26 protein-coding genes, 1 tRNA gene and 1 other RNA gene are annotated in these 25,619 nt (G+C 69.9%); 13 read left to right on the forward strand and 15 right to left on the reverse strand.

The window, feature by feature from the left end:
• The 8 genes from mraY to rnpB form a co-directional block, all read right to left on the reverse strand.
• The coding region (gene mraY / locus VGE03_RS13780; protein WP_331047047.1) for a phospho-N-acetylmuramoyl-pentapeptide-transferase at positions 1–772 on the reverse strand (772 nt) is incomplete at its 3' end.
• A gap of 4 nt (positions 773–776) precedes the next feature.
• On the reverse strand, positions 777–2,168 hold the full coding sequence (locus tag VGE03_RS13785; protein ID WP_331047048.1) for a UDP-N-acetylmuramoyl-tripeptide--D-alanyl-D-alanine ligase: 1,392 nt from the start codon (positions 2,166–2,168) through the stop codon (positions 777–779).
• A complete protein-coding gene (locus VGE03_RS13790; RefSeq protein ID WP_331047049.1) occupies positions 2,161–3,630 on the reverse strand; it encodes a UDP-N-acetylmuramoyl-L-alanyl-D-glutamate--2,6-diaminopimelate ligase in 1,470 nt (489 codons plus the stop codon). Before VGE03_RS13790 ends, VGE03_RS13785 begins: the two co-directional genes overlap by 8 nt.
• Positions 3,627–5,348, reverse strand: coding sequence for a penicillin-binding protein 2 (locus tag VGE03_RS13795; protein ID WP_331047050.1), 1,722 nt, complete (start codon positions 5,346–5,348; stop codon positions 3,627–3,629). Before VGE03_RS13795 ends, VGE03_RS13790 begins: the two co-directional genes overlap by 4 nt.
• Positions 5,345–5,785 (reverse strand): cell division protein FtsL, encoded by a 441-nt coding sequence (gene ftsL / locus VGE03_RS13800; RefSeq protein ID WP_331047051.1) that lies wholly within the window; start codon positions 5,783–5,785, stop codon positions 5,345–5,347. Before ftsL ends, VGE03_RS13795 begins: the two co-directional genes overlap by 4 nt.
• The gene (gene rsmH, locus VGE03_RS13805) at positions 5,782–6,735 is read right to left on the reverse strand and encodes a 16S rRNA (cytosine(1402)-N(4))-methyltransferase RsmH (RefSeq protein ID WP_331047052.1); all 954 of its coding nucleotides are present in this window, start codon (positions 6,733–6,735) and stop codon (positions 5,782–5,784) included. The genes ftsL and rsmH overlap by 4 nt, the downstream gene beginning before the upstream one ends.
• Complete coding sequence (locus tag VGE03_RS13810; RefSeq protein WP_331047053.1) at positions 6,732–7,214, reverse strand: division/cell wall cluster transcriptional repressor MraZ; 483 nt, start codon at positions 7,212–7,214, stop codon at positions 6,732–6,734. The genes rsmH and VGE03_RS13810 overlap by 4 nt, the downstream gene beginning before the upstream one ends.
• 377 nt (positions 7,215–7,591) lie before the next feature.
• An RNA gene (gene rnpB, locus VGE03_RS13815) (RNase P RNA component class A) lies at positions 7,592–7,969 on the reverse strand.
• A gap of 112 nt (positions 7,970–8,081) precedes the next feature.
• On the opposite strand from rnpB, the gene VGE03_RS13820 reads away from it, so the two are divergent.
• The 3 genes from VGE03_RS13820 to VGE03_RS13830 are packed head-to-tail and all read left to right on the forward strand — an operon-like array spanning position 8,082 to position 9,185.
• The gene (locus VGE03_RS13820; RefSeq protein WP_331047054.1) at positions 8,082–8,639 is read left to right on the forward strand and encodes a hypothetical protein; all 558 of its coding nucleotides are present in this window, start codon (positions 8,082–8,084) and stop codon (positions 8,637–8,639) included.
• A gap of 46 nt (positions 8,640–8,685) precedes the next feature.
• The gene (locus VGE03_RS13825) at positions 8,686–8,895 is read left to right on the forward strand and encodes a hypothetical protein (RefSeq protein ID WP_331047055.1); all 210 of its coding nucleotides are present in this window, start codon (positions 8,686–8,688) and stop codon (positions 8,893–8,895) included.
• A complete protein-coding gene (locus tag VGE03_RS13830; protein WP_331047056.1) occupies positions 8,892–9,185 on the forward strand; it encodes a type II toxin-antitoxin system RelE/ParE family toxin in 294 nt (97 codons plus the stop codon). Before VGE03_RS13825 ends, VGE03_RS13830 begins: the two co-directional genes overlap by 4 nt.
• Here VGE03_RS13830 and VGE03_RS13835 read toward each other — a convergent pair.
• The 3 genes from VGE03_RS13835 to sppA all read right to left on the reverse strand — a co-directional run bounded on the left by VGE03_RS13835 (position 9,182) and on the right by sppA (position 12,175).
• Positions 9,182–9,943 carry an N-acetylmuramoyl-L-alanine amidase gene (locus VGE03_RS13835; protein WP_331047057.1) on the reverse strand — a complete coding sequence of 254 codons (762 nt, stop codon included), beginning with the start codon at positions 9,941–9,943 and terminating at the stop codon, positions 9,182–9,184. The genes VGE03_RS13830 and VGE03_RS13835 overlap by 4 nt on opposite strands.
• A 12-nt stretch (positions 9,944–9,955) precedes the next feature.
• Positions 9,956–10,276 (reverse strand): hypothetical protein, encoded by a 321-nt coding sequence (locus VGE03_RS13840; protein ID WP_331047058.1) that lies wholly within the window; start codon positions 10,274–10,276, stop codon positions 9,956–9,958.
• A gap of 117 nt (positions 10,277–10,393) precedes the next feature.
• On the reverse strand, positions 10,394–12,175 hold the full coding sequence (sppA, locus tag VGE03_RS13845; protein WP_331047059.1) for a signal peptide peptidase SppA: 1,782 nt from the start codon (positions 12,173–12,175) through the stop codon (positions 10,394–10,396).
• 224 nt (positions 12,176–12,399) lie between these two features.
• Here sppA and panD point away from each other — a divergent pair, with 224 nt between their 5' ends.
• Positions 12,400–12,756: an aspartate 1-decarboxylase gene (panD, locus tag VGE03_RS13850; protein WP_331047060.1), complete on the forward strand. Its 357-nt coding sequence runs from the start codon at positions 12,400–12,402 to the stop codon at positions 12,754–12,756.
• Between the two features lie 163 nt (positions 12,757–12,919).
• A complete protein-coding gene (locus VGE03_RS13855) occupies positions 12,920–13,195 on the forward strand; it encodes a hypothetical protein (protein WP_331047061.1) in 276 nt (91 codons plus the stop codon).
• Positions 13,196–13,264: 69 nt separating this feature from the next.
• On the opposite strand, the gene VGE03_RS13860 is transcribed toward VGE03_RS13855, so the two are convergent.
• Positions 13,265–14,074: an SIMPL domain-containing protein gene (locus VGE03_RS13860; RefSeq protein WP_331047062.1), complete on the reverse strand. Its 810-nt coding sequence runs from the start codon at positions 14,072–14,074 to the stop codon at positions 13,265–13,267.
• Between the two features lie 222 nt (positions 14,075–14,296).
• On the opposite strand from VGE03_RS13860, the gene VGE03_RS13865 reads away from it, so the two are divergent.
• A tRNA-Ile gene (locus VGE03_RS13865) sits at positions 14,297–14,369 on the forward strand.
• A gap of 61 nt (positions 14,370–14,430) precedes the next feature.
• On the opposite strand, the gene VGE03_RS13870 is transcribed toward VGE03_RS13865, so the two are convergent.
• The 3 genes from VGE03_RS13870 to VGE03_RS13880 form a co-directional block, all read right to left on the reverse strand.
• Positions 14,431–15,333: an outer membrane protein gene (locus VGE03_RS13870; RefSeq protein ID WP_331047063.1), complete on the reverse strand. Its 903-nt coding sequence runs from the start codon at positions 15,331–15,333 to the stop codon at positions 14,431–14,433.
• Positions 15,334–15,458: 125 nt separating this feature from the next.
• On the reverse strand, positions 15,459–16,943 hold the full coding sequence (locus tag VGE03_RS13875) for a hypothetical protein (RefSeq protein ID WP_331047064.1): 1,485 nt from the start codon (positions 16,941–16,943) through the stop codon (positions 15,459–15,461).
• A 15-nt stretch (positions 16,944–16,958) separates the two neighbouring features.
• A complete protein-coding gene (locus VGE03_RS13880; protein WP_414644963.1) occupies positions 16,959–18,440 on the reverse strand; it encodes a tetratricopeptide repeat protein in 1,482 nt (493 codons plus the stop codon).
• A 323-nt stretch (positions 18,441–18,763) separates the two neighbouring features.
• On the opposite strand from VGE03_RS13880, the gene VGE03_RS13885 reads away from it, so the two are divergent.
• From VGE03_RS13885 to VGE03_RS13915, 7 genes are all read left to right on the forward strand, one after another.
• Positions 18,764–19,192: a hypothetical protein gene (locus VGE03_RS13885; RefSeq protein WP_331047065.1), complete on the forward strand. Its 429-nt coding sequence runs from the start codon at positions 18,764–18,766 to the stop codon at positions 19,190–19,192.
• Between the two features lie 86 nt (positions 19,193–19,278).
• On the forward strand, positions 19,279–19,779 hold the full coding sequence (locus VGE03_RS13890) for a GAF domain-containing protein (RefSeq protein ID WP_331047066.1): 501 nt from the start codon (positions 19,279–19,281) through the stop codon (positions 19,777–19,779).
• 188 nt (positions 19,780–19,967) lie between these two features.
• Positions 19,968–20,645, forward strand: a complete 678-nt coding sequence (locus tag VGE03_RS13895) for an SDR family NAD(P)-dependent oxidoreductase (RefSeq protein WP_331047067.1) — start codon at positions 19,968–19,970, stop codon at positions 20,643–20,645.
• A gap of 157 nt (positions 20,646–20,802) precedes the next feature.
• A complete protein-coding gene (locus VGE03_RS13900; RefSeq protein ID WP_331047068.1) occupies positions 20,803–21,627 on the forward strand; it encodes a CoA ester lyase in 825 nt (274 codons plus the stop codon).
• A gap of 66 nt (positions 21,628–21,693) precedes the next feature.
• A complete protein-coding gene (locus VGE03_RS13905; protein ID WP_331047069.1) occupies positions 21,694–22,818 on the forward strand; it encodes a beta-ketoacyl-ACP synthase III in 1,125 nt (374 codons plus the stop codon).
• Entirely contained in the window at positions 22,818–23,255 is a 438-nt protein-coding gene (locus tag VGE03_RS13910; RefSeq protein ID WP_331047070.1) for a hypothetical protein, read from the forward strand. The genes VGE03_RS13905 and VGE03_RS13910 overlap by 1 nt, the downstream gene beginning before the upstream one ends.
• Positions 23,256–23,363: 108 nt before the next feature.
• Positions 23,364–25,574 (forward strand): TonB-dependent hemoglobin/transferrin/lactoferrin family receptor, encoded by a 2,211-nt coding sequence (locus tag VGE03_RS13915; protein WP_331047071.1) that lies wholly within the window; start codon positions 23,364–23,366, stop codon positions 25,572–25,574.
• The last annotated feature ends 45 nt before the right edge of the window (positions 25,575–25,619 follow it).

A 25,619-nucleotide genomic window follows, 5' to 3' on the forward strand; every position in this document is an offset into this window, starting at 1 on the left:
CGCCGATGATGGCCGCGCAGAAGATCGCCAGTTCGCCCGAGCCGGGCACATGATGGACCTGAAGGTATTCCGCGAAGACGAAATTGCCGACCAGATAGCTGATGATCCCGAACGCGCCCGCCGCCAGCATAACCGGCACGATGGCCAGGCCATCCAGCCCGTCCGTCAGGTTCACCGCGTTGGAAAAGCCCACGATCGTGAAGGCCGCGAAGACCACATAGAACCAGCCGATGTTCAGCAGCACCGCCTTGAAGAAGGGGAAGGCGATCGACGTCTCCAGCCCCGGCGAGGTTGGCGAATAGGTCATCCACAGAACGGTCAGCACGCCCGCGATCACCGACACGATGGTCTGGGCCAGCAGCTTCTGTTTCGAGGTCAGCCCGGCCGAGGTCTGTTTGGTCACCTTGGCGTAGTCGTCGATGAAGCCCAGCACGCCGAACGCGGCGGTCACGCCCGACACGATCCAGATGTAGGGGTTGGTCAGGTCGCCCCACAGCAGCACCGCCACCGCGATGCCTGCCAGGATCATCAGCCCGCCCATGGTGGGGGTGCCAACCTTTGACAGGTGACTGACCGGGCCGTCCTCGCGGATCGGCTGGCCCTTGCCCTGCTTGACCCGCATCCAGGCGATGAAGCGGCTGCCCATGGCCACCGCGACGATCATGGCCGTGGCCATGGCCAGCGCCACGCGGACCGTCTGGTACTGGATCAGGTGCAGCAGCGGGTAATCCTGCGCCACGTCCTGGAAGTAGAGATACAGCAGATAGAACACGCTCTTATTCCCCCAGCGCGGCGAGAGCCTTCGCGACCAGCGAAGCCTTCGACCCGTTCGAACCCTTGACCATCACGATGTCGCCCGGCCCGGCCAGCGTCGCCGCCTCGGCGGCCAGCTCGGCGGCGGTCTCGCGCCACAGGCCGCGTCGCGCGGCGGGCAGGACATCGTACAGACGCCTCATCTCCGGACCGGCGGCGTGGACCAGATCCAGTCCGGCGGCGTCGATCGGGGCGGCCAGCCCCTCGTGCAGGGCGCGCGACTGCTCGCCCAGCTCCAGCATGTCGGTCAGCACCACGATCCGCCGGCCGCCCGCCGTCACCGGCTTGGCGCCCAGGCTGCGGAAGCCCGCGGCCATCGACAGCGGATTGGCGTTGTAGCTCTCGTCGATCAGGGTGAAGGCCCCGCCCGGGGCCCGCACCGTCGTGGTCTCGCCACGCCCGGCCAGCGGACGGAACTGGGCCAGCGCCTCCAGACCCGTCTCCAGCGTCACGTCCAGCGCATCCAGCATCAGCAGGACGCACAGGCTGTTCAGGCCCCAGTGGAAGCCCGACTGCGCCAGCTCATAGTCCAGCGCCTTGCCGTACAGCTCGGCCCTGACCCGCGCCCCGCCCTCGAAGGGCTGGAAGTCCAGCAGGCGGGCGTCGTGCCCGGCGTCGCTGCCGAAGGTGGCCAGCCGCGCGCCCACGGCCTTGGCCCGGTCGCACAGCACGGCGGAGAAGGCCACGTCGCCGTTGGCCACCGCCACTCCGCCGGGGATCAGGCCGTCGAAGATCGACGCCTTCTCGGCCGCCACACCCGCCTCGCCGTCGGCGAAGGCCTCGATGTGCACCGGCCCCACCGTGGTCACGCAGGCGGCGTGCGGCTGGACGAAATTCGACAGCGGCGCGATCTCGCCCGGCGCGTTCATGCCGATCTCGAACACCGCCCGCTCGACCGTGCGCGGCATCCGCGCGAGGGTCAGCGGAACGCCGATGTGGTTGTTGTAGCTCTTGATCGAGGCGTGGGCCGGACCGGCCAGATCAAGGCCCGCCTTGATCGCCTGGGTCACGCTGGTCTTGCCGACCGAGCCGGTGACCGCGCCCCGCTTCACGTGCGGCGCCCGGTCCCGGGAAAAGACGCCCAGCCCCTCCAGCGCCCTCAGGGTGTCGGCGGTGACCACGCAGGGTCCGTCGACCCGGCGCTCGGTGATCGCCCCGGTCGCGCCGTTCGAGAAAGCCATCTCGGCGAAGTCGTGCCCGTCGCGCGCGCCCTTCAGCGCCACGAACAGGTCGCCCGGGACGATCTCACGGCTGTTGTAGGTGATGCCGGTCGCCTCGAACGGGGCGCCGGACAGACTTCCTCCGGTCGCGGCCTCGATCTCGGCGGACGTCCAGAGGGGAGAGGATTCAGGCATGGATACGCAGGGCTTCGGCGGCTTCGGTGGCGTCGTCGAAGGGATGGGTCACTCCGCCGACGATTTGCCCCTGTTCATGCCCTTTTCCGGCGATCACCACCACATCTCCTTCACGCATCAGCGCGACGGCGTGCTGGATCGCGCGGCGACGGTCGCCGATCTCCTGCGCGTCGGGACAGCCCTCGCGCACCGCCTTGCGGATCGAGGCCGGGTCTTCCGAGCGGGGATTGTCGTCGGTGACGATGGCGATGTCGGCCAGGCGCCCCGCGATCTCGCCCATCAGCGGGCGCTTGGCGCGATCGCGGTCGCCGCCGGCGCCGAACACCACGATCAGGCGGCCGGTCGCGTGCGGACGCAGCGCCTTCAACACCGTCTCCAGCCCGTCCGGCGTGTGGGCGTAGTCGACGTAGACCTCACCCTGCCCGGCCGAACCCGGAACACGCTCAAGGCGGCCCTGCGCGCCCTCGATCTTCTCCATGGCGGCCAGCACCCGCCCGGCGTCCTCGCCCGCGGCGATGCAAAGGCCCGCCGCCACGAGGGCGTTCGACGCCTGGAAGGCGCCCGCCAGCGGCAGCAGCAACTCGTGCAGCTCGCCCTGCACGTCGATGGTCAGCCGCTGCCCTTCCGGCACGGCCTGCCGGGCGACCAGCGCCAGATCGCGCCCGCGCTCGCCCACGCCCATCACGCCGAGGCCAGAGGTGATGCTGGCGGCGGCGAAGGCCGAATAGGCGTCGCTGTCGGCGTTCAGCACCGCCGTCCGCCCGCGCGGCAGCAGGGTATCGAACAGGCGCAGCTTGGCGGCGCGATAGCCGTCCATGTCGCCGTGATAGTCGAGGTGATCCTGCGTCAGGTTGGTGAAGGCCGCGGCCTTCAGCGTCACCCCGTCCAGACGGCGCTGGTCGATCCCGTGCGACGAGGCCTCCAGCGCCAGATGGGTCACCCCCTCCTGCGCCAGCTGGGCCAGCAGGCGCGCCGCGTCGGCGGCGTCGGGGCTGGTCAGGCCCGGGCCCGTCAAGGCGTGATTAACGTTACCTGTCTGTTTCAAAACCCCCAGCGTGCCCATGCTCGCGGAGATCAGGCCCAGCGCCGCCCAGATCTGGCGGCAGAAGGCGGCGACCGATGTCTTGCCGTTGGTCCCCGTCACGGCCACGCAGGTCTTCGGCTGGGCGCCGTAGAAGCTGCGCGCGGCGATGGCGTAGGCCCGGCGCACGTCGCCCGAGGTCACCAGCACCGGCGCCAGGGCCGCATCCGTATCGGCCGGGGCCAGGACGGCGGCGGCGCCCTGCGACAGGGCCTGCGGGATGAAGGCGCGACCGTCGGCGGCGGTCCCCGGCAGGGCCACGAACAGCGATCCGGGCGCGACCTTGCGGCTGTCGGCGGTGACGCCGGTGATCACCGGGTCGCTCGACACGTCGCGACGCAGCAGTTCTGACAATTTCACGGAGGGGCGAACAGCGCTCATCGCGGCGCCGCCATCGGCACGGGCAGCGGATCAGCCACCCGGGCCACGCCCAGGAAGGCTGCGATCCGGTCGACCACGCGGCCCACCGTCGGGGCGGCCACGGCCCCGCCCAGCTGCGAGCCCATCGCCGGCTCGTCGATCAGCACGAACACCACATAACGGCGGGTCGTCTCGGGCCCGTCGGTCGGGAAGACCGCGGCGAAGGAACCGACGCCGTGACGCGCGTCATAGCGGCCGTTGACCAGCTTGTTGGCCGATCCGGTCTTGCCGCCGACGCGCAGGCCCTGCGCATTCGCGGTCTTGCCCGAACCGCGCAGGACGTTGGCGCGCATCAGGGCCCGGATGTCGTGCGAGGTCTGGGGCGAGACCACCCGGCGGCCTTCGGCGCCCGTGCCGCCGCGGCGCAGGCTCAGCGGGCGGTACAGGCCGCCGTTCACCAGGGCCACGGTCGCCGCCGTCATCTGCAGCGGGGTGATCATGATGCCGTAGCCGAACGACATCGACGCGCGGGTCGAGTCTTCCCAGTTCTGCGGACGGCGCGGACGGGCCGACTCGTGCAGCTCGATCGGCGCGGCGTCCAGCAGGCCCAGCCGGTCGAAATAGTTGCGCATCACCTGCGGCCCCAGCTCCACCGCCATGCGCGAGGTGCCGATGTTGGACGAGTGCAGATAGACCTCTTCCAGGCTCAGGATCTTGTTGGTCGCGTGGAAGTCGGTGATCCGGCGGCGGCCGATCATGTACGGCTGCGAGGCGTCGAACATGGTGTTCATGTCCGCCCGGCCGGTGTCGATGCTGGCGGCGATGGTGAAGGTCTTGAACACCGACCCCATCTCGTAGTGACCCGAGGTGACGCGGTTCAGGCTGTCCGTGGTCGGCCAGCTGGCCATGCCCAGGATTTCGCCGGTCGAGGCGTCGGCGACCACGCCCACGGCGCCCTTGGCCTGCACGGCCGAGGCGGCGGCGGCCAGTTCGTTCTCCAGCACGCCCTGCACCCGCAGGTCGATCGACAGGGCGAAGCTGCCGCCGGTCTCGCCGGCGGTGCGGATCTCGTCGTTGAAGGCCAGCTCCGAGCCCGAGATGCCCTGCGCCCCGGTGTCGACCACGCCCAGGATGTGCCGGGCCGAGCTGCCCAGCGGATAGACGCGGCGGTCCTCCGGCTCGAACGTCACCCCGCCCAGCGCCAGGGCGTGGATGGCCGACTTCTCCTGCGGGGTCAGCCGGTCGACGACCATGCGGCGCTTGTCGCCCGACAGCACGTCGCGCAGCTTGCGGACCGGCACGCGCGGCAGGGCGCGGCGGATCTGGGCCTCGGCCAGTTCGGGATCCCAGATCTCGTTCGGGTTCACGTACAGGCCGTAGTGGGTGATGTTGGTCGCCAGCAGGGCCCCGTTGCGATCCACGATGTCGCCGCGCGACACCGCATTGGGGTTCGACGACAGCCCCGCCGCGCCCTTCGGCTTCAGCAGGGCCGCATTGGCCGCACCCAGCGCCAGGGCGCAGAAGATGGCCGAGAAGACCGACAGGATCAGGAAGATGCGGACGCGGGTGTCCTCGTCCGGACGCGCATTGGCGCGGGCCCGGCCGAAGGCGTGCTCGACCCACCACATGGCCTCGGTCAGCCAACGCCAGGACGGCGTCAGGCGGCGCACGCCGTAGGGGATCGGGTTGGCCGGACGCGACGCGGGGCGCTCCCAGGCGCGGGGATCATGCACGCTCATCGCATCCCCTCCGCGGCGGTGGCTTCCGGTTCGGCGGCGCCGTCGGCGGCCGGGGCCGGAGCGGGCGCGGCGACGGGCGGCGCGACGGGCGCGGGGGCCGGGACCGGCTTCAGCGCGCCCAGATTGTCCTCGCTGGCCTGACGCTTCATGTCGACAGGGCCCAGCCCGGCCTCGCGCGACAGGGCCTCCAGCCGGGCCGGTTGCTCCAGCCGGGCGACCTCGGCCTTCAGCAGGCGCACGCGCTCGCCGCTCTCGCCGATCTCACGCTCCAGCTCGGCGATGCGCGCGCCCTCGCGGGCGGCGGCGGCCTTGGCCAGATAGACCGAGAAGATCATGGCCGCGACCAGCAGGACGCCGATGATCTCGATCCAGCGGATGCCGCGGATTTTCCAGGCGAACAGGCGGTCCAGCAGGCGACGGGCGACGGCGGCGTTCATGCGGCGACCCTCCCCCACGGCGCCGCGTCGGTGCGGACGGCGGCGCGCAGCTTGGCCGACCGGGCGCGCGGATTGGCGGCCAGCTCGGCATCGCCCGCCTCGACCGCACCCTTGAAGCTCAGGGTGAAGCTCGGCTTGCGCGTCTCCACGGCGACCGGCGCATGGCGCGATCCGCCCGGCGCATTGCCCGTGCGCTCGGTCAGGAAGGCCTTCACGATCCGGTCTTCCAGCGAGTGGAAGGTCACCACAGCCAGACGCCCGCCCGGCGCCAGCGTCGCCTCGGCGGCTTCCAGCCCGGCGCGCAGCTCGCCCAGCTCGTCGTTCACCGCGATGCGCAGGGCCTGGAACACCCGGGTCGCCGGATGGATGGCGGCGCCGCGACGACCGCCCAGGGCCTTCTCGACCACCTCGGCCAGATCCAGCGTGCGGCTGAACGGCCGCTCGACCCGGCGGCGCAGGATGGCCGTCGCCACCCGGCCCGACTGACGCTCGTCGCCGTACAGCTTGAAGATATGGGCCAGCGGGCCGTGGTCCCAGGTGTTGACGATGTCGGCGGCCGTCTCGCCCTCATCCGACATGCGCATGTCCAGCGGCCCGTCGCGCATGAAGGAGAAGCCGCGCTCGGCCTGGTCCAGCTGCATCGACGACACGCCGATATCGAACACCACCCCGTCCAGCTTCGCCGCGCCCGTCTGCGCGAAGGCGTCGGCAAGGCCCGAGAAGGGCGTGCGGATCAGGCGGAAGGTGTCGGGATAGTCGTCGGCCACGGCGTCGGCGTGGACCTGCACCGTCGGGTCGCGATCCAGCGCGATCACCGTCGCCCCGGTCTTCAGGATGGCGCGCGTATAGCCGCCGGCGCCGAAGGTGGCGTCGATGATCACGTCGCCCTTCCGCGGGGCCAAGGCCTCGATCACTTCGTCCAGCAGGACCGGCGCGTGCGGAGAGGTCATGCGCCCTCCCCTTGCGGACGGCGCGCGCGCAGGGCCAGACGCCCGGCCTCGCCGCGCTCGCGCACGGCCTGACGCGCCAGCGCCCGGCGCTCCTCGCGGCGCGCGTTCCAGCGGGCGCGGTCCCAGATCTGGAAGCGCGAGCCCAGGCCGACGATGACCACGTCCTCGCCCAGCCCGGCCTCCTGGCACAGGGCTTCCGGCAGGGTGATCCGGCCGCCGCCGTCGTACGACAGCGGGCGCTGCCCGGCGTAGAAGGTCTCTTCCAGGGCGGTGCGCAGGTCGTCGCCGAAGGGCAGCTCCTCGATCATCGAGACGTACTCGGCCATCAGCTTGTCGCCGCCAGCCTCGAGGCAATCGGACTCGATCGAGAAGAAGCAGAAGACGCCGTGCTCGGCGCCGTTGTCGGCCGTGCGGAACTCCTGCGGGATCAGCAGGCGGCGCTTGCCGTCCAATTGTTTCTCATAGGTCGAGAGAAACACGCCCTGCCCCAATCAGACCTCTCGGCCTGTCCCTGAAAATCCCGACGAAACGCCCGCAGGCGCGACCACCCCTACTGCAGAGATGGGATAGCATGGGATTGAATGGGCCTCAATGGGATTAGTTGACGCCCGTTAACGGTCAAGCTGCTCCAAAATTCAGCAAAAACCGGAACATACAGCGAACAATCCACCTGTGGATGACGGTGGACCGATCCTGCCCGCCCTTTCGATCCAAGCGGTTAATCAGGCGCGCAGACAGTCCGCCGCCACGGCGCGATGGCGATCCCATGCGAACAAAGAAATTTCGAGCGTTCGGCCGCTTTGCGGCCCGCCCTCAAGCAGCGAGCGACCGCGTCGCGAGCGCTAGGGCCAAAATAATGGTCAGACGGCCTGTAAGCCGGGTTCTGTTCCGCCCGAAGGCGGTGACGATCATTCCTCTGGACCGGCCATTGCTGACCGGTTCTCGCGACCTACCCGGATGCTCTCGGGCGGTGAGCCCTGTGAGCCGAAGCTCACGCGACATCCCTATTCGGTCTTGCTCCAGGCGGGGCTTGCCATGCCGGTCCTGTTGCCAGTCCCGCGGTGGGCTCTTACCCCACCCTTTCACCCTTCCCTGCCTCGCGAGGCAGGCGGTTTGCTTTCTGTGGCGCTATCCCTCGGGTCACCCCGGGCGGGCGTTACCCGCCGCCTTTTCACCGTGGAGCCCGGACTTTCCTCGACGGAGCAAGCCCCGCCGCGACCGCCCGGCCGTCTGACGGGGGCGTGATGCGCCAGATGCGGCGACGGGTCAAATCGGATCGTCAGATGCGGTCAGTGGGCCCCGCGCCCGCCCCGCCCCATGCTCGGCGAAATCGGGAGGGGGTTCCCATGCTGCTGATCAGTCTCGCCGCCGTCCTCGCCACGCTGACGCCGCAGGCGGAGCCGGACATCGACGCCCTGCTCGCGCCGGCCATGACGCCGAACCAGATCGCCGCCTTCTGCTTCCCCCCCGCCAACCGTCAGCCCGGGGAGCGCGACCGCGATTGCCAGCACCGCCTCCTGCGCGAGGACCCCGTCCGGGTCGCCCGCATCGACGACTTGCGGCGGCGCTGCGATCGCCTGCCCCTGTCGCCCGGGGTGACGACGGACGCCTGCGTCCGGCAGATCCTCACGGATGAAGGCGCCGCCGCCGAGGCCGCCCGGCTCGAGCGGGCCGCCGCCCTGGAGCGGGCGCGCACGGGCCAGGCGACGTTCGATGATCTCTTCACCCTGGAAGCCGCCCCCGCGGCCGCCCCGCCCTCGCCGCCGCCGCCCGCGCGGCGCGAGCCGGGATGCCGTCGCGAGACGACCCGGACTCCCGACGGCGCGGGCGGCTCGGTCATCTGGATCTGCGGCGATGACGACGGCGTGGCCGACCAGCTGCGCGAGGCGCTCCGGCCGCGCTAGTCGCCCGCATGCTGCCGACCGCATCCGATTGTGCTAGGCTACGCCCATGGCCCAGCCCGCCCCGAAATACCCCCTCGACCTCGCGACCGAGACCCCGGCCGAACGCGAGGCGCGTCTGGCGTGGGAGCTGGAGCGGATCGCGGAAGCCGACGCCGATATGGCTGCCGGGCGGTACATCACCGGCGAAGAACTTGACGCCTTCCTCGAGAGCGAACTGGCTGCGGTCAAAGCCGCCATGGTGCGTGAGGCCGGGTGACAGCCCGCTATCGGGTCGATTTCCCCGGCACGGCCCGGGCCGACCTCGCCAACGCCCGTCGTTGGCTATTCCAACCGGGAAGCGGAGTTCGCGCTCATCAGCGATACGCCGACATTCTTGCGGCTATTCAGGACCTGAAAATCAGCCCCGGTCGCTGGCCGCTCGAGGACCATGGTGTGCGGCAACGCACGGTCGGTGGATATCGGATGATCTATCGGCTTGATGAGCAGAACCGAACCGTGGTGGTCCTGCGCATCTTCGGCCCCTTCCAGGACCGCTCGACGTCCTAGTTCAGCACCCCGGTCGTGCTCTCCGCCGTCGCCAGTTGCAGCACCCCCATCAGGGTCGCGCGGGTTTCACCGTCGGCGATCCCGTCCACCTGCCCCGGACGCCAGTGACGCTGGAAGGCCTCGACGGTCAGCCGGGTCGCGTCGTCATAGTCGCCGCCCGGCTGCAGCGCATAGCCCAGCCGGTGCAGACCGGCCCTCAGCACGATCACGCCCAGGCCCTCGTCGCCCGGCCCCAGCGGCGCGCCCAACGCGGCGATCCGTTCCTGCGCCGGCTCGAACCACAGGCCGTGACCCAGCCCGGCCAGCCGCTTCCACGGGAAGCGCTCACCCGGGTCCTGCTTGCGCTCGGGCGCCAGATCGGAGTGGCCGATGATCCGCGCGTCGGGAATGGTCCAGCGTGTGCGGATGTCCGAGATCAGGCTGATCACCGAGGCGATCTGCGCCTCGGGGAAGTCGCGATAGCCGAACTCGTGGCCCGGATTGACGATCTCGATGCCGATGGAGGCGGCGTTGCAGTCGGTCTCGCCCTGCCAGGCGCCCCGGCCCGCGTGCCAGGCCCGGCGCGCCTCGGCCACCAGCCGCAGGATCGCGCCGTCCTCATCGACCACATAATGGGCCGACACCTTGGCTTCGGGATCGCACAGCCGCGCGATCGCGGCCTCGGCGGTCTGCATGCCGGTATAGTGCAGCACCAGCATGTCCGGAGGACCGCGGCGGGCGTCGAAATTGGGGGACGGTGCGTCCTTGACGATCAGCATGGGGACGACGGCCTAGCGGCCCGTGCGCTCCCAGCCGTAGGCGACCCAGGCGTCGCCCTCCTTGCGGGCCTCGATGACCTCGTCACCGGCGCGACGGTTGCGACGGGTCATGGCGCGGCGGGCGCGCATGGCCACGCCGGCGAAGAAGACCAGCACCGCCGCGATCAGGGCGATCACCGCCACCGCGGCGGCCGTCACCACCGCCAGCACGGCGCCCACGGCCATGGCGACCAGGGTCGCGATCAGGCCGCACAGCCACACCACCGGTCCCAGCAGTCCGTTGGACGGACGACGGGCGGCGGCGCCGAAGATCATTTGGTCGGAAGGGGTCATGACGTCACCTGCAGGGGCGCTGCGTACAACGCCGGACTTCCAATGTCGGTCCGCGAGGGCCCTGGGTCAATGCGCCGACGCTTCACAGGCGAGTGTCCGGCCGGCCGCGCCGCCCTCTCAATAGGGCGTATCCGCCAGCACAGACGCGCCCGCCGCCCGCTGGCGGTCGGCCTCGATGCGACGAACCGCCGCTTCGGCCTGCGGGTCGTTCATCACCCCGCCGATGCCGACCAGCACGCGCGCGGCCTCGCTCGAGACGCCGAACGCCTTGGACAGGGCCTCCCACGGCGACGACGGCTCCGGATAGCGCTTGAAGCGGACGTCGACGTTCGCCCCGATCCCGGCCAGCGACCGGGCCTTGGCGATGGCCTCCTCCAGGCCGCCCAACTGGTCGACCAGCCCGATGCCGTGCGCCTGGGCGCCGGTCCACACGCGGCCGCGGGCGATCTCGCGCACCCGGGCGGGCGGCAGGCGACGACCGGCGGCGACGCGGGCGATGAACTCCTCATAGGTCCGGTCGATCTGGGCCGCGAAGGCGGCGCGCTGGGCCGGGGTGAATTCCTGCGACGGCGAGAAGGCGTCGGCGTATTCGCCGCCCACGCTCAGGTGGCGCATGTCGACGCCGAACCGACCCAGGGCGTCGGCCAGCACGAACTTGCCGCCGAACACGCCGATCGAGCCGGTCAGGGTCGAGGGCTGGGCCACGATCCAGCTGGCTTCCGAACTGATCCAGTAGCCGCCCGACGCCGCATAGTCGCCCATCGACACGACCACCGGCTTGCCCGCCGCCTTGGCCGCGCGCACGGCGGCCAGGATCTGCTCCGACGCTTCCGGCGACCCGCCGGGCGACGAGACGCGGAAGACGATGGCCTTCACGTCGTCGTCCTCGATGGCGTCATAGATGGCCTTGGCCGTCAGGTCCGAGGCGATCGAGGCGCCGCCGCCGAACGGGCTGCCGCCGTTGTCGCGACCGGTGACGATCCCGCCCTCGCCGCCCACGATGGCGATGGCGTCGCGGCCCGAGCCGCCGCGCTCGCCGACCGAGGCCGCATAGTCGTGGAAGTCCATGATCTCGGCCCCGCGACCGGCGCGGCGCTTGATCTCGGCCTCGGCCTCCTCGGCCTGGCCGATCTTGTCGATCAGCCGGTTCTGCAGGGCCTGCTGGGCCGAATAGGGGCCCGCCTCGATGGTCGCCTTCAGCTGCTGCGGCGTCTGGCGGCGGTCCTGCGCCGCATGGGTCAGGGCGCTGTCATAGATCGAGGTCATCCACGCCGTCGTCGCCTCGCGATGGGCGGCGGTGTAGTCGCTCTCGGTGTATTCGTTGACCGCGTTCTTGTACTCGTAGCGCTGCTCGAACTGCGGCTCGACGCCGTACCGCTCGAACGCCCGGCCCAGGAAGACCGTCTCCGACGAGAAGCCGGCCAGCTGGAAGTTCGCGGTGTTCTGCATCCACAGCTCGGACGCCGAGGCGCCGACCATATAGCTCGACACCGTGGTCCCGACCGGCATGAAGCCCTGGCTGTGGGCGATCACCACCTTGCCCGAACGGCGGAAGCGGCGGACCGCCTGACGGATCTCGTCGGCCGCGGCCGGGGTGATCCCGGCTTCCGGCAGGCGGATCAGCAGGGCCTTCACCTTGTCGTCCTTCTCGGCCTGGGCCAGCGTCTCGACGATCTGCATCGTCGACAGCCCGGCGCCGCCGAACACCGAGAACGGGCTGGTCGGCGTCTGGTCGCTCAGCCCCTCGCGCAGGTCCAGCTCCAGCACCGTATTCGACGGGGTCGGCTCCTTCGAGCTCAGCGACGCCACGGCGATCGACAGGAAGACGAAGGGAATGACCACGAAGAACAGGAACAGCGCCGCAAACACGCCGCCCATGGTGAGGAAGAATTGCTTCATGGGCTCGACACGTCGTCTCAGGCGCGGGCCGGGTCATGGCCACATTTTGACCATAGAGCGGCAGGGCTTGCGGTCAAATGAACGTCGCGTAACGGGCGAACGCGTCGCAGCACGATCCATGGTGCGCTGCCGAAAGCGAGATTGATGCGCGGCCCCGAAATCCCTATATGAGCCGCCTGCGAGCGGGGGCCTATCGCCCCGCGTTGTATCGGACCGCGCTCCCCATGCTGGTCACGCTTATGAAGGCCAAACTGCACCGCGCCACGGTGACCCAGGCCGACCTCGACTACGAGGGCTCGATCGCCATCGACATGGACCTGCTGGATGCGGCGGGCATCTTCCCGCACGAGCAGGTGGATGTGCTGAACATCACCAACGGCGCGCGCTTCACCACCTACGCCATCGAGGCCCCGCGCGGGTCCAAGGTCATCGGCGTCAACGGCGCCGCCGCCCGTCTGGTGCAGAAGAACGACAAGGTCATCGTCGTGACCTACGGCCAGCTGCCGTCGGAAGAAGCCCGCCAGTGGAACCCCAACGTCGTCCTGCTGGACGACGACAACAACATCAAGCACAGCGCCTGATACGCTGAAGGACCGCGGACCTTCAGGTCCGCCGGCTGACGGCGTCCCGAAGAGCGGACCTGAAGGTCCGCGCTCCGAAACAACCTCGACTGATGCTGATGGTCCGCATCGCCGGCTTGACCTCGCGGCCGCCCCGGCCTTCCCTCCCCTTCGGAGGACCGCGATGAGCCGCACGATCTCGAGCCTGCGCTGGGTGCTGTATGTCGGCTATCTGCTGGCGGCGACCGCGGCGCTGATGATGGCGTTCACCCCCGGACTGGCCGTGATGGGCCTGCCGCCCGAGCGCGTCACCTTCGCCCCCGCCACCCTGACCGGCCTGCCGTGGACGGTCCCGCTGTTCCTGCTGAAGCTCGACTCGGTCACCACCCTGGCCATCGTCATGGTCGCCAACCTGCTGAACGTGGCGGTCGGGTTGATGCTGGCGAAGTCGGGAGACTAGGGTCGGGAGTCGCGGGTCGAGGTGAAGGCGTATTCGCCTCGACCCTCGACCCTCGCCCCTCGAACCGCCTTAGCGGTTCAGGTCATACACGCCGGTGATGTCGATCCGCACGACCAGCTCGCCGGCCGAGACCGGGGTCATGTCGGCGGCGCCTTCCATCCGCGCCATGGCGTACATCGGGCGCGGCGGTTGCGGGGCGTAGCCGCCGCCTTCGGTCAGCGAGCGGATCCCGCCCAGCGGCGTGCCCAGGGCCTGCGAGTACAGGGCCGCCTTGGCCTGCAGGTTGCGCACCGCGATCTGCCGGGCCTGATTTTCAGCCGCCGACGGATCCTTCAGGCCGAAGCTGATGCCGCTGATCTGGTTGACCCCGGCGGCCACCACGGCGTCCGCCGTCGCGCCGACCTTGGTCAGGTCGTTGATGACCACCGTCACCTGGTTCGAGGCCTGGTAGCCGCGCAGGCGGGGCGGGTTGTTCTCGACGTAGTCATACTGGGCCGACAGGTTCAGGCCCGAGGTCTGCACGTCCCGCTCATTGATCCCGGCGCGGCGCAGCGCGGCCATGACCTGGTTCATGCGGGCCGCGTTCTGGCTCATCGAGTCGGCGGCGGTCGGGGCCTCGGTGACCACGGCGAAGGTGATGGTCGCCATGTCCGGCGTCGCGCGGACCTCGCCATAGGCCGACAGGTTCAGGCTCGGGCGCTCGGTCACCGCCTGGATGGTCAGCGGCGCGCCGCCGTTCGGCTGCGACTGGGCGTGGGCCATGGGGGCGGCGGCCAGCAGGGCGGCGGCGGCCATCAGCGCGCCGCCGATCATCAGGGCGCGGTTGGAGACGGCGGGCATCGCGGCGACGGCGGCGGCGGCGGCGGGGCGGCGGGTCATTGGATCAGACTCCATGGGAAGCGAGACGTTGCGAACACCCTCAGCGGCGTTCGTGTTCCAACCATGACCGTAAGCGCCTGAACGCGCGGTCAGGGTCCCTTGGCAGGAACCGTTCATCTGCGTGAAATCGCCGACAGATCAGGGGCGAAGGGTGGGCGTTCGGGCGGGCCGCGCTTGGCAAGCCGCCGCCTCCCCTGCTAGGCCAAGCCTCCCTCGCTCCGGGGGCCCGTAGCTCAATGGTTAGAGCCGACCGCTCATAACGGTCTGGTTGGGGGTTCGAGTCCCTCCGGGCCTACTCGGCGCAACCCGGACAGCCCCGCCAGACGCGGAACCGGCCGGGCGCCGGGGGAAGCGGTTCAGAAGTGGGCTGACAGGGTCACCCGCACACCGTGGAAAGCGAACTCGTCACTGGTGCGACGCTGGTCCGTGCCCGCCGGATTGACGATCAGGAACGGATTGGTCGGCGGCGCCGTGCCCGGTCCGGTGCGCACCGTCAGGCCGTCGCCGGCGTCCAGGCTGGTGTAGAGATACTCCAGCCCCAACGAGATCCGCTCGGTCAGTCGGGTCTCCAGCCCCGCGCCGATCTGGAAGCCCGTGGCGTCATCCTCGGATGTGACGGGGGTGAAGCTGTTGGCGGTGTTGGTGGTGAAGAAGGTGTCCGTCACCTTGGCGGTCGCGACGCCGCCGGTCACATAGGCCAGCATGCGGTCGCCAACCGTGTGGCCAACCTTGGCGCGCAGGGCGTACATCACGTCGTCTAGGTCGCGGTTGAAACGGTAGGCGGCGGGCGTGATGCTGAAGGCGGTGGTGAAATCCTCCACATCCACGCTCGAAACCTCGACCAGCGCGCCATAGACCCAGGGGCCGGACTGCATGTCCCAGCCGAAACGGGCGGCGAAGTCGGTGGATACGGTGTCGTCGTCGGAACAGCCGCTGCCGAAATTGTTCGAGCGCGCCTTGCCGCTGCAGAAGCCGCCGGGGTTCGCCGTCGTCGGGCCGAACGCATCGACGCCGCCACTGGTGCGCACCGTGTCCCCGAACGTCCCGTCCAGATTGGTGTCGAACTCCACCCGTTCGTCGTCGTCGCTCTGCACCGCCGCGCCGCCGATCGACAGGCCGATGTAGGGACCGCTCCAGTCCTGCGCGGCGACGGGACCCGCCAAGAAAGTCAAAGCCGTCGCCGCCATTGCGGCCAGATGGATGTGTCGCATGATTAGTCCCTCCACAGCAGCCCGAAAGGGGCGGCTCCTTAAGGACATACGTCGGGCACGGACGATTGGATGACTTTGACGATCAATGTTCGCCGACTCTCGAAAGATAGCTCGGAATCGGAAACGGCGCCTCCCGCCGGAGACGCCGTTTCGCAGCTTGGATCAGTCAGACCCTACCGCCCCCAGAACCCGCCGCCGCCCCGGCTCCAGCGGTCCTCGCCGCGATAGCGGTCGTCCTGGATGTAGCGGCCGTCGCGGTCGTACCAGCCGTCGCCGTTCTGGTAGTCGTCCCAGCCGTCCAGCGCATAGCCGTCGTCGTAGTATTCGACGCCCAGCATGCCGTCCTCCTGGCCCCACCAGTCGCGGGGGTAGGCGCCGCGGGCGCATTCCCAGCCGTCGCCCGGGCGCCAGTAGGGCTCGTAGCGGCCGCGATAGCGGTCGCGGAACTGCGGACGGCAGACGTGCTGCGACCAGACGCGGTTGCCGCTGGCCTGCACATTGGCGCGCGGCTCGCGATAGATGACCTCGCGCATTCCGGCGAAGACGTTGTTCACCACCACCGCATTGCCCGCCGCGGCGGCGACGCCGACCGTGGTCGCGCGCACCCGGCTGTCGGCCAGCCGCAGCTCGCCGCTGTACAGCACCACGCCCTTGTCCGAGCGGCAGACGCGGCTGCCCTCGATGCTGACCGAGGCGCCCTCGACCACCACGCCCTCGACGAAGCCGCAGACGGCGGTGTTGTCGATCTCGACCCGGCCGTAGTCGCGGCCGGCGCGCACGATCACGCCGATGCTGCGCGGGCCGAAGGCGTTGGGGGCGTTGGTGCCCAGGATGGTCGTGGTTGACAGGCGCGACGGCGGACCGGCGGTCGGGGTGATCTCGATGCCCGACTGCGAACCCGAGACGACCGCCTCCCACATGTTCAGGGTGGCGCCGTCGGCGACGACGGCCGGGGCGATGGTGCGGGCGTCGATGACGGTGTTGCGGATGTCCAGCAGGCCGCCGTCGGCATAGATGGCCGCCTCGTCCCCCGCGTGACGGAAGCCGACGCGGTTCATGACGATCTCGGCGCCGTAGCCGACGATGCAGGCGGCGTCGCCGGCGCGCGGCGAGGCGAAGACCATGTCGCGGATCTCGACCCGAACACCCTGGGCGACCGTCATGCACGGCAGGCCGTCCGGCGCCTGCAGGGTGGGCTCGGCCCGGGCCCAGTCGCGCGGATCAAAGCCGCCCTCGCCGATGATGGTGATCGGCTTGTCGATGTTCAGCCAGCCGACGCAGGCCCCGGCCCGCGCGCGGATCACCAGCGTCCCGCCCGGGCGCACCCGGCGCACCGCGTCCTCCACGGCGCCCGTCCCCGGATTGCCGCCGCAGTCGACCAGCACGATCTCCTCGCCGCCCGGCCGGTGCGGCGGATAGCCGGGCCCGCCCCAGTCCGGGCGGTGGCGGCGATAGTCATAGCGGTTGCGGTCGCGGCGCGGCGCATAGGAGCGGCGGGTCGGCGGGTCCAGCAGCACGCCGAAATTCGGACGAGTCTGGCTCTCGACCTTGGCGGCCACCTGGGCCTTCGTCGGCTCGGCGCCGAGGGCGAAGGCGCCGACCGCCGCGACGATCACGGCCGCGCCGCTCAGGAGGCCGAAGGGGTTGCGGATCGTCATGGGGTCACGTCCTCCTTAACGGCGCTGCGAACGGGAGACCTGGGCCAGCACGGCCTGCAGGCGGCCCGCCGACGGGCCGAAGCCCGACAGGGCGGAATCGATGCGGTAGGCGACGGCCTGGGCCTTGTCCTGGTCGGCCACGCCCGAGACGCCCAGGGCGAAGTAGCTCGACATGGCGAACTTGGCCTCGGGGCTGCCCTGACGCGCCGCCTCCTCGAACCATTTGAAGGCCCGGGCGTAGTCGGCGGGCAGGCCGATGCCCTCGGCGTACATCACCGCCAGCACCAGCTGCGCCTCGGACGAGCCGTTCACCGCCGCCAGCTGGATCGCGCGCACCCGCTCCAGATAGGACAGCCGCCCCTCCATCGCGTGGCCCAGCATGGCCTCCAGCGTCTCGATCTGCCGCTTGGACAGGTCCTCGGGCCGCTGCGCCGCCGTGTCGGTCACGCCCAGATAGCGCAGCGCCCGGCCCACGTGGATGAACGGCAGCTCCCCGCCCATCCGGCCCAGCGCATATTCATAGGCGTCGCCGCGCGGACGGCTTTCGTCCGAGAAGGGCACGCCCGACTGCGGCGCGGTGTTGGGATAGAATTCGAACGGCGGCGTCCACTGGCGCGCCTTCACCTCGACGAAGCGCTGGTACTGCGCCCGGCTCGGCGACGAGCGCTCGAAGTCGCGCATCAGCACATAGGCGCCCACGTCGCCGGTCTGCACCGCCAGATAGTTGTACAGATAGGCGTCCACGTCGTTGCGCTGGAACAGGCTGACCGCCGACGGGTAGCCCCGGCGGTTGCGGTCGCGCCCCTGCCCCCGGTCGATCGGCCCCCGGCCCCAGGCCTCGCGCCCCTCGCGGTTATCCTCGGGCTCGCCGAACGGGCCGTACAGGCCGTCATGCAGCCGGGCCAGGGTGCGGTAGCCCTCGGCGTCCTGGGTCGACAGCACATAGATGACCCGGTCGCGGACCGCGCCCTGCTCCTCCACGGTCATCGCGCCCAGCAGGCGATCCAGCTTGCGATAGGCCTCGTGCCGCTCCCACGCCCGGCAGTCGTCATAGCGGGACAGCGGACGCCAGCCGCCCCAGCCGTCGCGGCGGGTGCGGTTGATCGGGGCGTAGCCCTCGTCATTGGACAGCGCCATGGCCAGCCAGGTCGCCGCCTCGATCGGGTCCTCGATGTTCTTGTCGGTGGCGCGAACCGCCGAATAGCGGGCGCCCAGCTCCAGCTGGGCGAAGAAGTCGTTCTGGAAGGCGGCGCGGCGCAGGGCGCGCAGGCCGGTTTCCTGGGCGTTGAACTCGGAGCCCGTCAGCGAGGCCGGACGCGGGCAGCCGTTCGACGCCTGCGAACCCTGCCAGAATCGCACGCCGTTCCCACGGTCCCCGCACGACGCCATGCCCAGCGCGGCCAGCGCCAGCACGCCCGCCACGGCCGCGATCGCCACAGGAGCGCGCGACCCGCCGGAACGCGAGCGTCTTCCGTGATGGCCTTCCCCGTCCGCCATAACCCCTCGCACCCTGATCGGGCGTCCCCGCCCCCCGGTCGTTAACCGTGATTGTTAACCATTGCGGGACTTGGACAGTCCGGTCCAGTTAACGACCTGTCAAGGTTAACGCTGTTTCGCGACAAAGCGTTGCCGCATCCCGGCCATTTTGTGACCTGTCGCGAGTTTTCCACGGGAATCAGCGCCTTGCGGACTCGCCTGTCAGGGGAAAAGAGCGGTCTCGCATCCACCCCAAGCCTGCCTGCACGCGACGCGCGCTTGGCTCCCCGCCCCTTCCAGACCATGCTGTGCCGTTAATGCGCCGTGGGAGGGGGACAGCAGCCGTGCCTGGTCTGATGAAATTCTGCCCCCTCCCGTTCGCCGTCCTTTTCGCGACCGGTTGCGCAGCACCGCCTGCCGCCGCGCCCGGCTCGGAGGTCGTGATCCAGACGGAGACCGGCTACTGGCTCCGTCTGGAATCGGGTGATGACTGGGCGAAACGGCAGCGCATCCGCAACATCGCGGATCGCGCGTTCGCGCAGGCTTGCTCGCTTGTTGAGGCCCGAGCTTGTGGGAATCCAGGCGACTACTTCATCACCGTCAGTCTGTACGGCGGGCCCGACGAGGGGTGCGGCGGTCTGATGAGCCCGGCTCGTCGCGAGGCGGAGAACGCAGAGAACGGCGCACGCATTCAGCACGCCGCGTTCCGTTGCGGACCGGGCGATCAGGTCATTATCGAAGCCTATTCCACGCAAAGCCGTCTTGATCCGTAGGGCTCCGTAATGTTGGCCGGGCGGATACTCGCCACAGGTCGATGCTCCGCCTATATGCGGCGACCGACGCCCGCCGGAGTTTCCTGATGTCCTACGTCGCCCGCGACGACCGCCCCGCCGACAAGGCCGCCCGCTATGCCGAGGTGGAGGCGGAAATCCTCGCCGTGCTGGATGGAGAGCCGAACCGCACCGCCCGCATGGCCACCGTCGCCTCCATGCTGGCCGACGCCTTCCCCGCCTATTTCTGGACCGGCTTCTACGTCGTGGACGAGACGAAGAGCGACGAACTGGTCGTCGGCCCCTACCAGGGCACGCTCGGCTGCCTGCGAATCGCCTTCGGACGCGGCGTCTGCGGGACCGCCGCCGCGACCCGCACGACCCAGATCGTCGATGACGTCCACGCCTTCCCCGGCCACATCGCCTGCGACAGCCGCTCGGCCAGCGAGATCGTGGTCCCCGTCTTCGACGCCTCGGGCGCCCTGATCGCGGTGTTCGACGTCGACGCGACCGTTACGTCCGTTTTTGACGCATCGGACGCCTATGCTCTGGAACAGCTGATGGCCAAGGTGTTCGGCGCGGCCGCCTGAGCGTCCCTGCCGCCGCGTCGGGGCCATAGACCATTACCCGGATAATATTATTCCGGTTTCGTTGTTTTTGTTACGTTTTCCCTGCGCGTCGATAGACGACATAGACGACATAGACTGTTTTTTTCACCGTCTCTCGCCTGGCCGATCCGTCCTCTTCGCGCCTGCTTTGACACCTGCCGGAGGTTTCCATGTCTGACCGCGTGATCCTGGTGACCGGAGGCCACGGCGTCCTCGGCGCCGCCGTCGTGAAGGCCGCGCTGGCCGACGTGCTGAAGGTGGCGATCATCGATCACGCGCGGGGCCACGCCGTCCCCGAGGGCGTGCTGGAACTGGGCGGCGTCGACCTGACCGACCCGGCCGAGGCCGAGCAGGCCGTGAACGCCGTCGCCGACCATTTCGGCCGCCTCGACGCCCTGCTGAACATCGCCGGCGGCTTCGTCTGGCAGACCACCGACGACGCGGCCCCCGCCTGGGACCGGATGTTCGCCCTGAACCTCTCCACCGCCCTGAACGCCAGCCGCGCCGCCCTGCCCTGGCTCAAGGCCTCGGACGAGGGCCGGATCGTCAACGTCGGCGCCAACGCCGCCCTGAAGTCCGCGGCGGGCATGGGGGCCTACGCCGCCTCCAAGTCCGGCGTCCACCGCCTGACCGAGAGCCTGGCCGAGGAGCTGAAGTCGACCTCGGTCACCGTCAACGCCGTCCTGCCGTCGATCCTCGACACCGACCAGAACCGCAAGGACATGCCCGACGCCGACCCGTCCAAATGGGTCGCCCCCGCCGACCTCGCCCGCGTCATCCTCTTCCTCGCCTCCCCGGAAAGCCGGGCGGTGACCGGGGCGCTCCTTCCCGTCGTGGGGAGGGTCTGATGCGAACCCTTCTCCCCTTGGGGGAGAAGGTGGGCGGCGCAGCCGCTCGGATGAGGGGGACTGTCAAAGCCTCCCCCCTCTATCCCGAAGCGCGTCCCACCATCCCCCTCATCCGTCTCGCTCCGCGAGCCACCTTCTCCCCCGAGGGGAGAAGGACATGACCCGTTCCGCCCTCTTCCTCCCCGCCAGCAACGCGCGCGCCATCGAGAAGGCCCGCACGCTGGACTGCGATGTGGCCATCCTCGACCTCGAGGACGCCGTCGTGCCCGAGGCCAAGCTCGAGGCCCGCGCCGCCGCCGTCGAAGCCGTCCGCTCCGGCGGCTTCGGCCCGCGCCTCGGCGTCCGCATCAACGGGCTGGACACCGACTGGGGCGCCGACGACCTGAGGGCCCTGTCCGACGCCGGCGCGACCCTGGTCGTCGCCCCCAAGGTCGACGACGCCGACGCCGCTCGCGCCCTGACCGCCGCCCTGCCCTCCGGCGCCGTCCTCTGGGCCATGATCGAGACGCCCCGCGCCCTGCTGAATCTCAACGCCATCGCGGCGGTCGAGGGGCTGGAAGCCCTGATGCTGGGCGTCAACGACCTGGCCGTCGGCCTGCGCACCGGCCCGTCGCCGGACCGCGAGCCGCTCAAGCCCTGGCTGGCCGCCACCGTGGCCGCCGCTCGCGCCCACGGCCTTCTGGCGCTCGACGGGGTCTACAACGCCTTCACCGACCTGGAGGGCTTCGCGGCCGAATGCGCCCAAGGCCGCCTCTACGGCTTCGACGGCAAGAGCCTGATCCATCCGTCCCAGATCGGCCCCGCCCACGCCGCCTTCGCCCCCTCCGAGGCCGAGATCGCCCGCGCCCGCGCCATCGTCGCCGCCTTCGCCGCGCCGGACGCCGACGGCAAGGGCGCCATCCGCGTCGACGGCGAGATGGTCGAGCGCCTGCATCTTTCGGCCGCCGAGCGTGTCCTCCAGTCCCTCGACCACGGACGCTGACGGGCCTATCTATCGGTCTTGAATAAGAACGGACGCCGTCCGCAGGCGCCGCAGGGAACGTATCGAGTGACCAACGCCGTTATCGCCGCCACCGGGCTGTTCACGCCCGACCAGTCCATCTCGAACGAGGAGCTGGTCGCCGCCTACAACGCCTACGCCGACCGCTTCAACGACCGCCACAGCGCCGAGATCGCCGAGGGCGACGTCGCCCCGCTGACCCACTCGTCGGTCGAGTTCATCGAGAAGGCCTCGGGCATCAAGTCGCGCTTCGTGCTCGACAAGGCGGGCGTGCTCGACCCCGAGCGCATGGCCCCGAACATCCCCGAACGCTCGAACGAGGAACTGTCGGTCCTCGCCGAAATGGCCGTGAAGGCCGCGCAGCAGGCCATCGCCGCCTGGGGCAAGCCGGTCAGCGAGATCGGCGCCGTCCTGTGCGCCGCCTCCAACATGCAGCGCGCCTATCCGGCCATGGCCATCGAGGTGCAGCAGGCCCTCGGCATCGAGGGCTTCGCCTTCGACATGAACGTCGCCTGCTCCTCGGCCACCTTCGGCCTGAAGACGGCGGCCGACTTCATCGCGTCGGGCTCGGTCAAGGCGGTGCTGATGGTGAACCCCGAGGTCTGCTCGGCCCACCTGAACTTCAAGGATCGCGACAGCCACTTCATCTTCGGCGACGTCGCCACCGCCGTGATCATCGAGTCCGCGGATCAGGCCGGTCCGGGCGGCTGGGACATCCTCGGCTCGCGCCTGAAGACCACCTTCTCGAACAACATCCGCAACAATTTCGGCTTCCTGAACAACGCCGCCCCGGAAGGCATCGGCGCCCCGGACAAGCTGTTCGTCCAGCAGGGCCGCAAGGTGTTCAAGGACGTCGTGCCGATGGTGTCCGACATGATCGTCGACCACGCGGGCGAGCTGGGCATCGACCCGACGGGCCTGAAGCGGATGTGGCTCCACCAGGCCAACATCAACATGAACCAGTTCATCGGCCGCAAGGTCCTCGGCCGCGAGCCCGAGGCGGACGAGAACGTCATCATACTCGACGAATACGCCAACACCTCCTCGGCCGGCTCGATCATCGCCTTCCACCTGCACCACGACGGCTTCGCCCCCGGCGACACCGGCCTGATCTGCAGCTTCGGCGCGGGCTATTCGGCGGGCACGGTCTTCGTCCGCAAGCGCGCCGCCTGATGGTGGACCGCAGCGACATCGGCGCCGTCGTCGACGCCATGTACGCCTGCATCTCGGGCCCCGCCGGTCCGCGCGACTGGGCCAGCCAGCGCGAGATCTTCCACCCCGACAGCCGTCAGGCCCGCACGGGCCTGGACGCTGACGGCCGCCCGACGATGATCGTGCTGGGCCGGGAAGAGTATGAAGCCAACGTCACCCCCTTCTTCGACGCCAACGGCTTCTTCGAGGTGGAGATCGACCGCCGGATCGAGGTCTTCGGCAACATGGCCCACGTGTGGAGCGTCTACGAGGCCCGCACGGCGCCGGACGACATCGAGGCCGAGCGGCGCGGGATTAACTCCATCCAGCTGGCCCGTGGTCCCGACGGCCTCTGGTCGATCCTGCACATGATCTGGGACAACGAGCGTCCCGGCCTGACCGTCCCCCCTCTGCGCTGACCCGGATGCGACACATTCGCAGAAATGTCGCCGCGCCCGCTATGTGCGATTGATTCTGCAAATCGTTCGCAGTAATTGCCCCGCCACCTTACACAAGCGGGGCCGTTCATGCGCACTCTTCTCCTCTCCGCCGGGCTCGCCGCCCTCACCGTCGCCGCCGCTCCCTCGGCCCAGGCCCAGACCCAGACCGCCGCGACGCAGGACGCCACCCAGCTGCCGCCCGTCAGCGTGCTGGCCACCCGCACCGAGACCCGCCCCGACGAGGCCCCGGCCACCGTCACCGTCATCACCGCCCGCCAGATCGAGGCCGAGCTGGCCACCGACATCAAGGACCTGGTCCGCTTCGAGCCGGGCGTCAGCGTCGTCAGCCAGCCCCAGCGCTTCGGCGCCGCCCTGGGCACCACCGGCCGCGGCGGCAATGAGGGCTTCACCATCCGCGGCATGGGCGGCGACCGCGTGCTGATGATCGTCGACGGCGTCCGCGTCCCCGACGGCTTCACCTTCGGCGCCCAGAGCGTCGGCCGCGGCGGCTATGCCGACCTCGACCTGATGAAGTCGGTCGAGATCCTGCGCGGCCCCGCCTCGGCCCTCTACGGCTCGGACGGCGTCGCCGGCGCCGTGGCCTTCACCACCCGCGATCCGTCGGACCTGCTGCGCAACGGCGAGACCTTCGGCGCCCGCGCCCGGGTCGGCTACAACTCGGCCGACGAGGGCCTGACCAAGTCGGGCATGGTCGCCGGCCGTTCGGGCTCGCTCTCGGGCCTGCTGGCCTGGACCGGCCGCGACGCCCAGGAGACCGAGACCGCCGGCTCGGTCGGCGGTACGGGCTCGCTGCGCACCCAGGCCAACCCGATGGAGTTCAGCTCCGACGCCTGGCTGGCCAAGGTGGTCTGGGACTTCGCCCCGGGCCAGAGCCTGCGCGCCAGCTACGACTATTTCGAAAGCGAGATGACCGCCGACGTCCTCAGCGGCCGCAGCGCCACCGTGCTGCAACTTCTGGCCGACGACACCACCAGCCGCGAGGGCTGGAGCGTGGGTTGGCGCGGCGATGACGTCTGGGGCTTCGACAGCGGCCGCCTGACCGTCTACGGCCAGACCTCCGAGACCCGCCAGTTCACCTCGGAAGACCGCACCCCCGCGGTGGACCGGACCCGCGACAACACCTTCGACAACGAGGTGTTCGGCGTCTCGACCGACTTCACCCGCACCCTCGGGTTCAACCGCATCACCTTCGGCGCCGACTGGTCCGAGACCACCCAGCAAGGCGTCCGCTCGGGCACCGTGCCGCCGGCCGGAGAGACCTTCCCGACCCGCGCCTTCCCCAAGACCGACTTCGCCCTGGGCGGCGTCTTCGTGCAGGACGAGATCAGCCTGCTCGGCGGCGACCTGCGCATCATCCCGGCCGTGCGCTGGGACAGCTACGAGCTGAGCACCGCTGACGACCCGCTCTACCCCGGCCCCCGCGCCGACCAGTCGGACGACCACATCTCGCCCAAGCTGGGCGTGGTCTGGTGGACCAACGACACTTTCGGCCTGTTCGCCAACTGGGGTGAAGGCTTCAAGGCGCCGACGCCCAGCCAGGTGAACAACTACTTCGCCAACCTGGCCTTCGGGTACACCTCGGCCCCGAACCCGGACCTGAAGCCGGAAACCAGCCAGAGCGTCGAACTGGGCGCCCGCGTCCGCAACGTCTCCCTGCTGGGCGGGACGTTCGACGGCCAGGCCGTGGTCTTCCAGTCCGACTACTCGGACTTCATCAGCCAGCAGGTCGTCTCCGGCGCCGGCACCCCCGCCGATCCGCTTGTCTATCAGTGGATCAACTTCACCGACGTCGAGATCCAGGGCTTCGAGGCCCGCGCCAACGCCTTCTGGGACAACGGCCTGAACGCCCGCTTCGCCTTCGCCTGGGCGGACGGCGAGACCACCAGCGCCGGCGTCACCCGCCAGCTGTCGACCATCGACCCGATCAAGGTCGTCTTCGGCGTCGGCTATGACGAGCCGCAGGGCCGCTTCGGCGGGCAGGCCATCGTCACCTGGTCGCAGGCCAAGGACGCCGACGATACCGACGGCCTGAGCTGCTACAACGCCGCCAATCCGGCCGCGGGCTGCTACACCGGCGACGACTTCGCCCTGCTTGACCTGACCGCCTGGTGGGCGCTCAACGACCGCGTCACCGCCCGGGCCGGTCTCTTCAACGTCTTCGACGAGACCTACAGCTGGTGGAGCGACGTCCGCGGCGTGGCCGCCTCCTCGACGGTGCGCGACGCCTACACCCAGCCGGGCCGCAACTTCGGCCTCTCGCTGGCCTTGCGGTACTGATCCGTGCAGACGATAACGCGACTGACTCGCATTCAAAGGACCCGT

The organism is Brevundimonas sp. (assembly GCF_036400995.1).
Lineage (GTDB): Bacteria > Pseudomonadota > Alphaproteobacteria > Caulobacterales > Caulobacteraceae > Brevundimonas.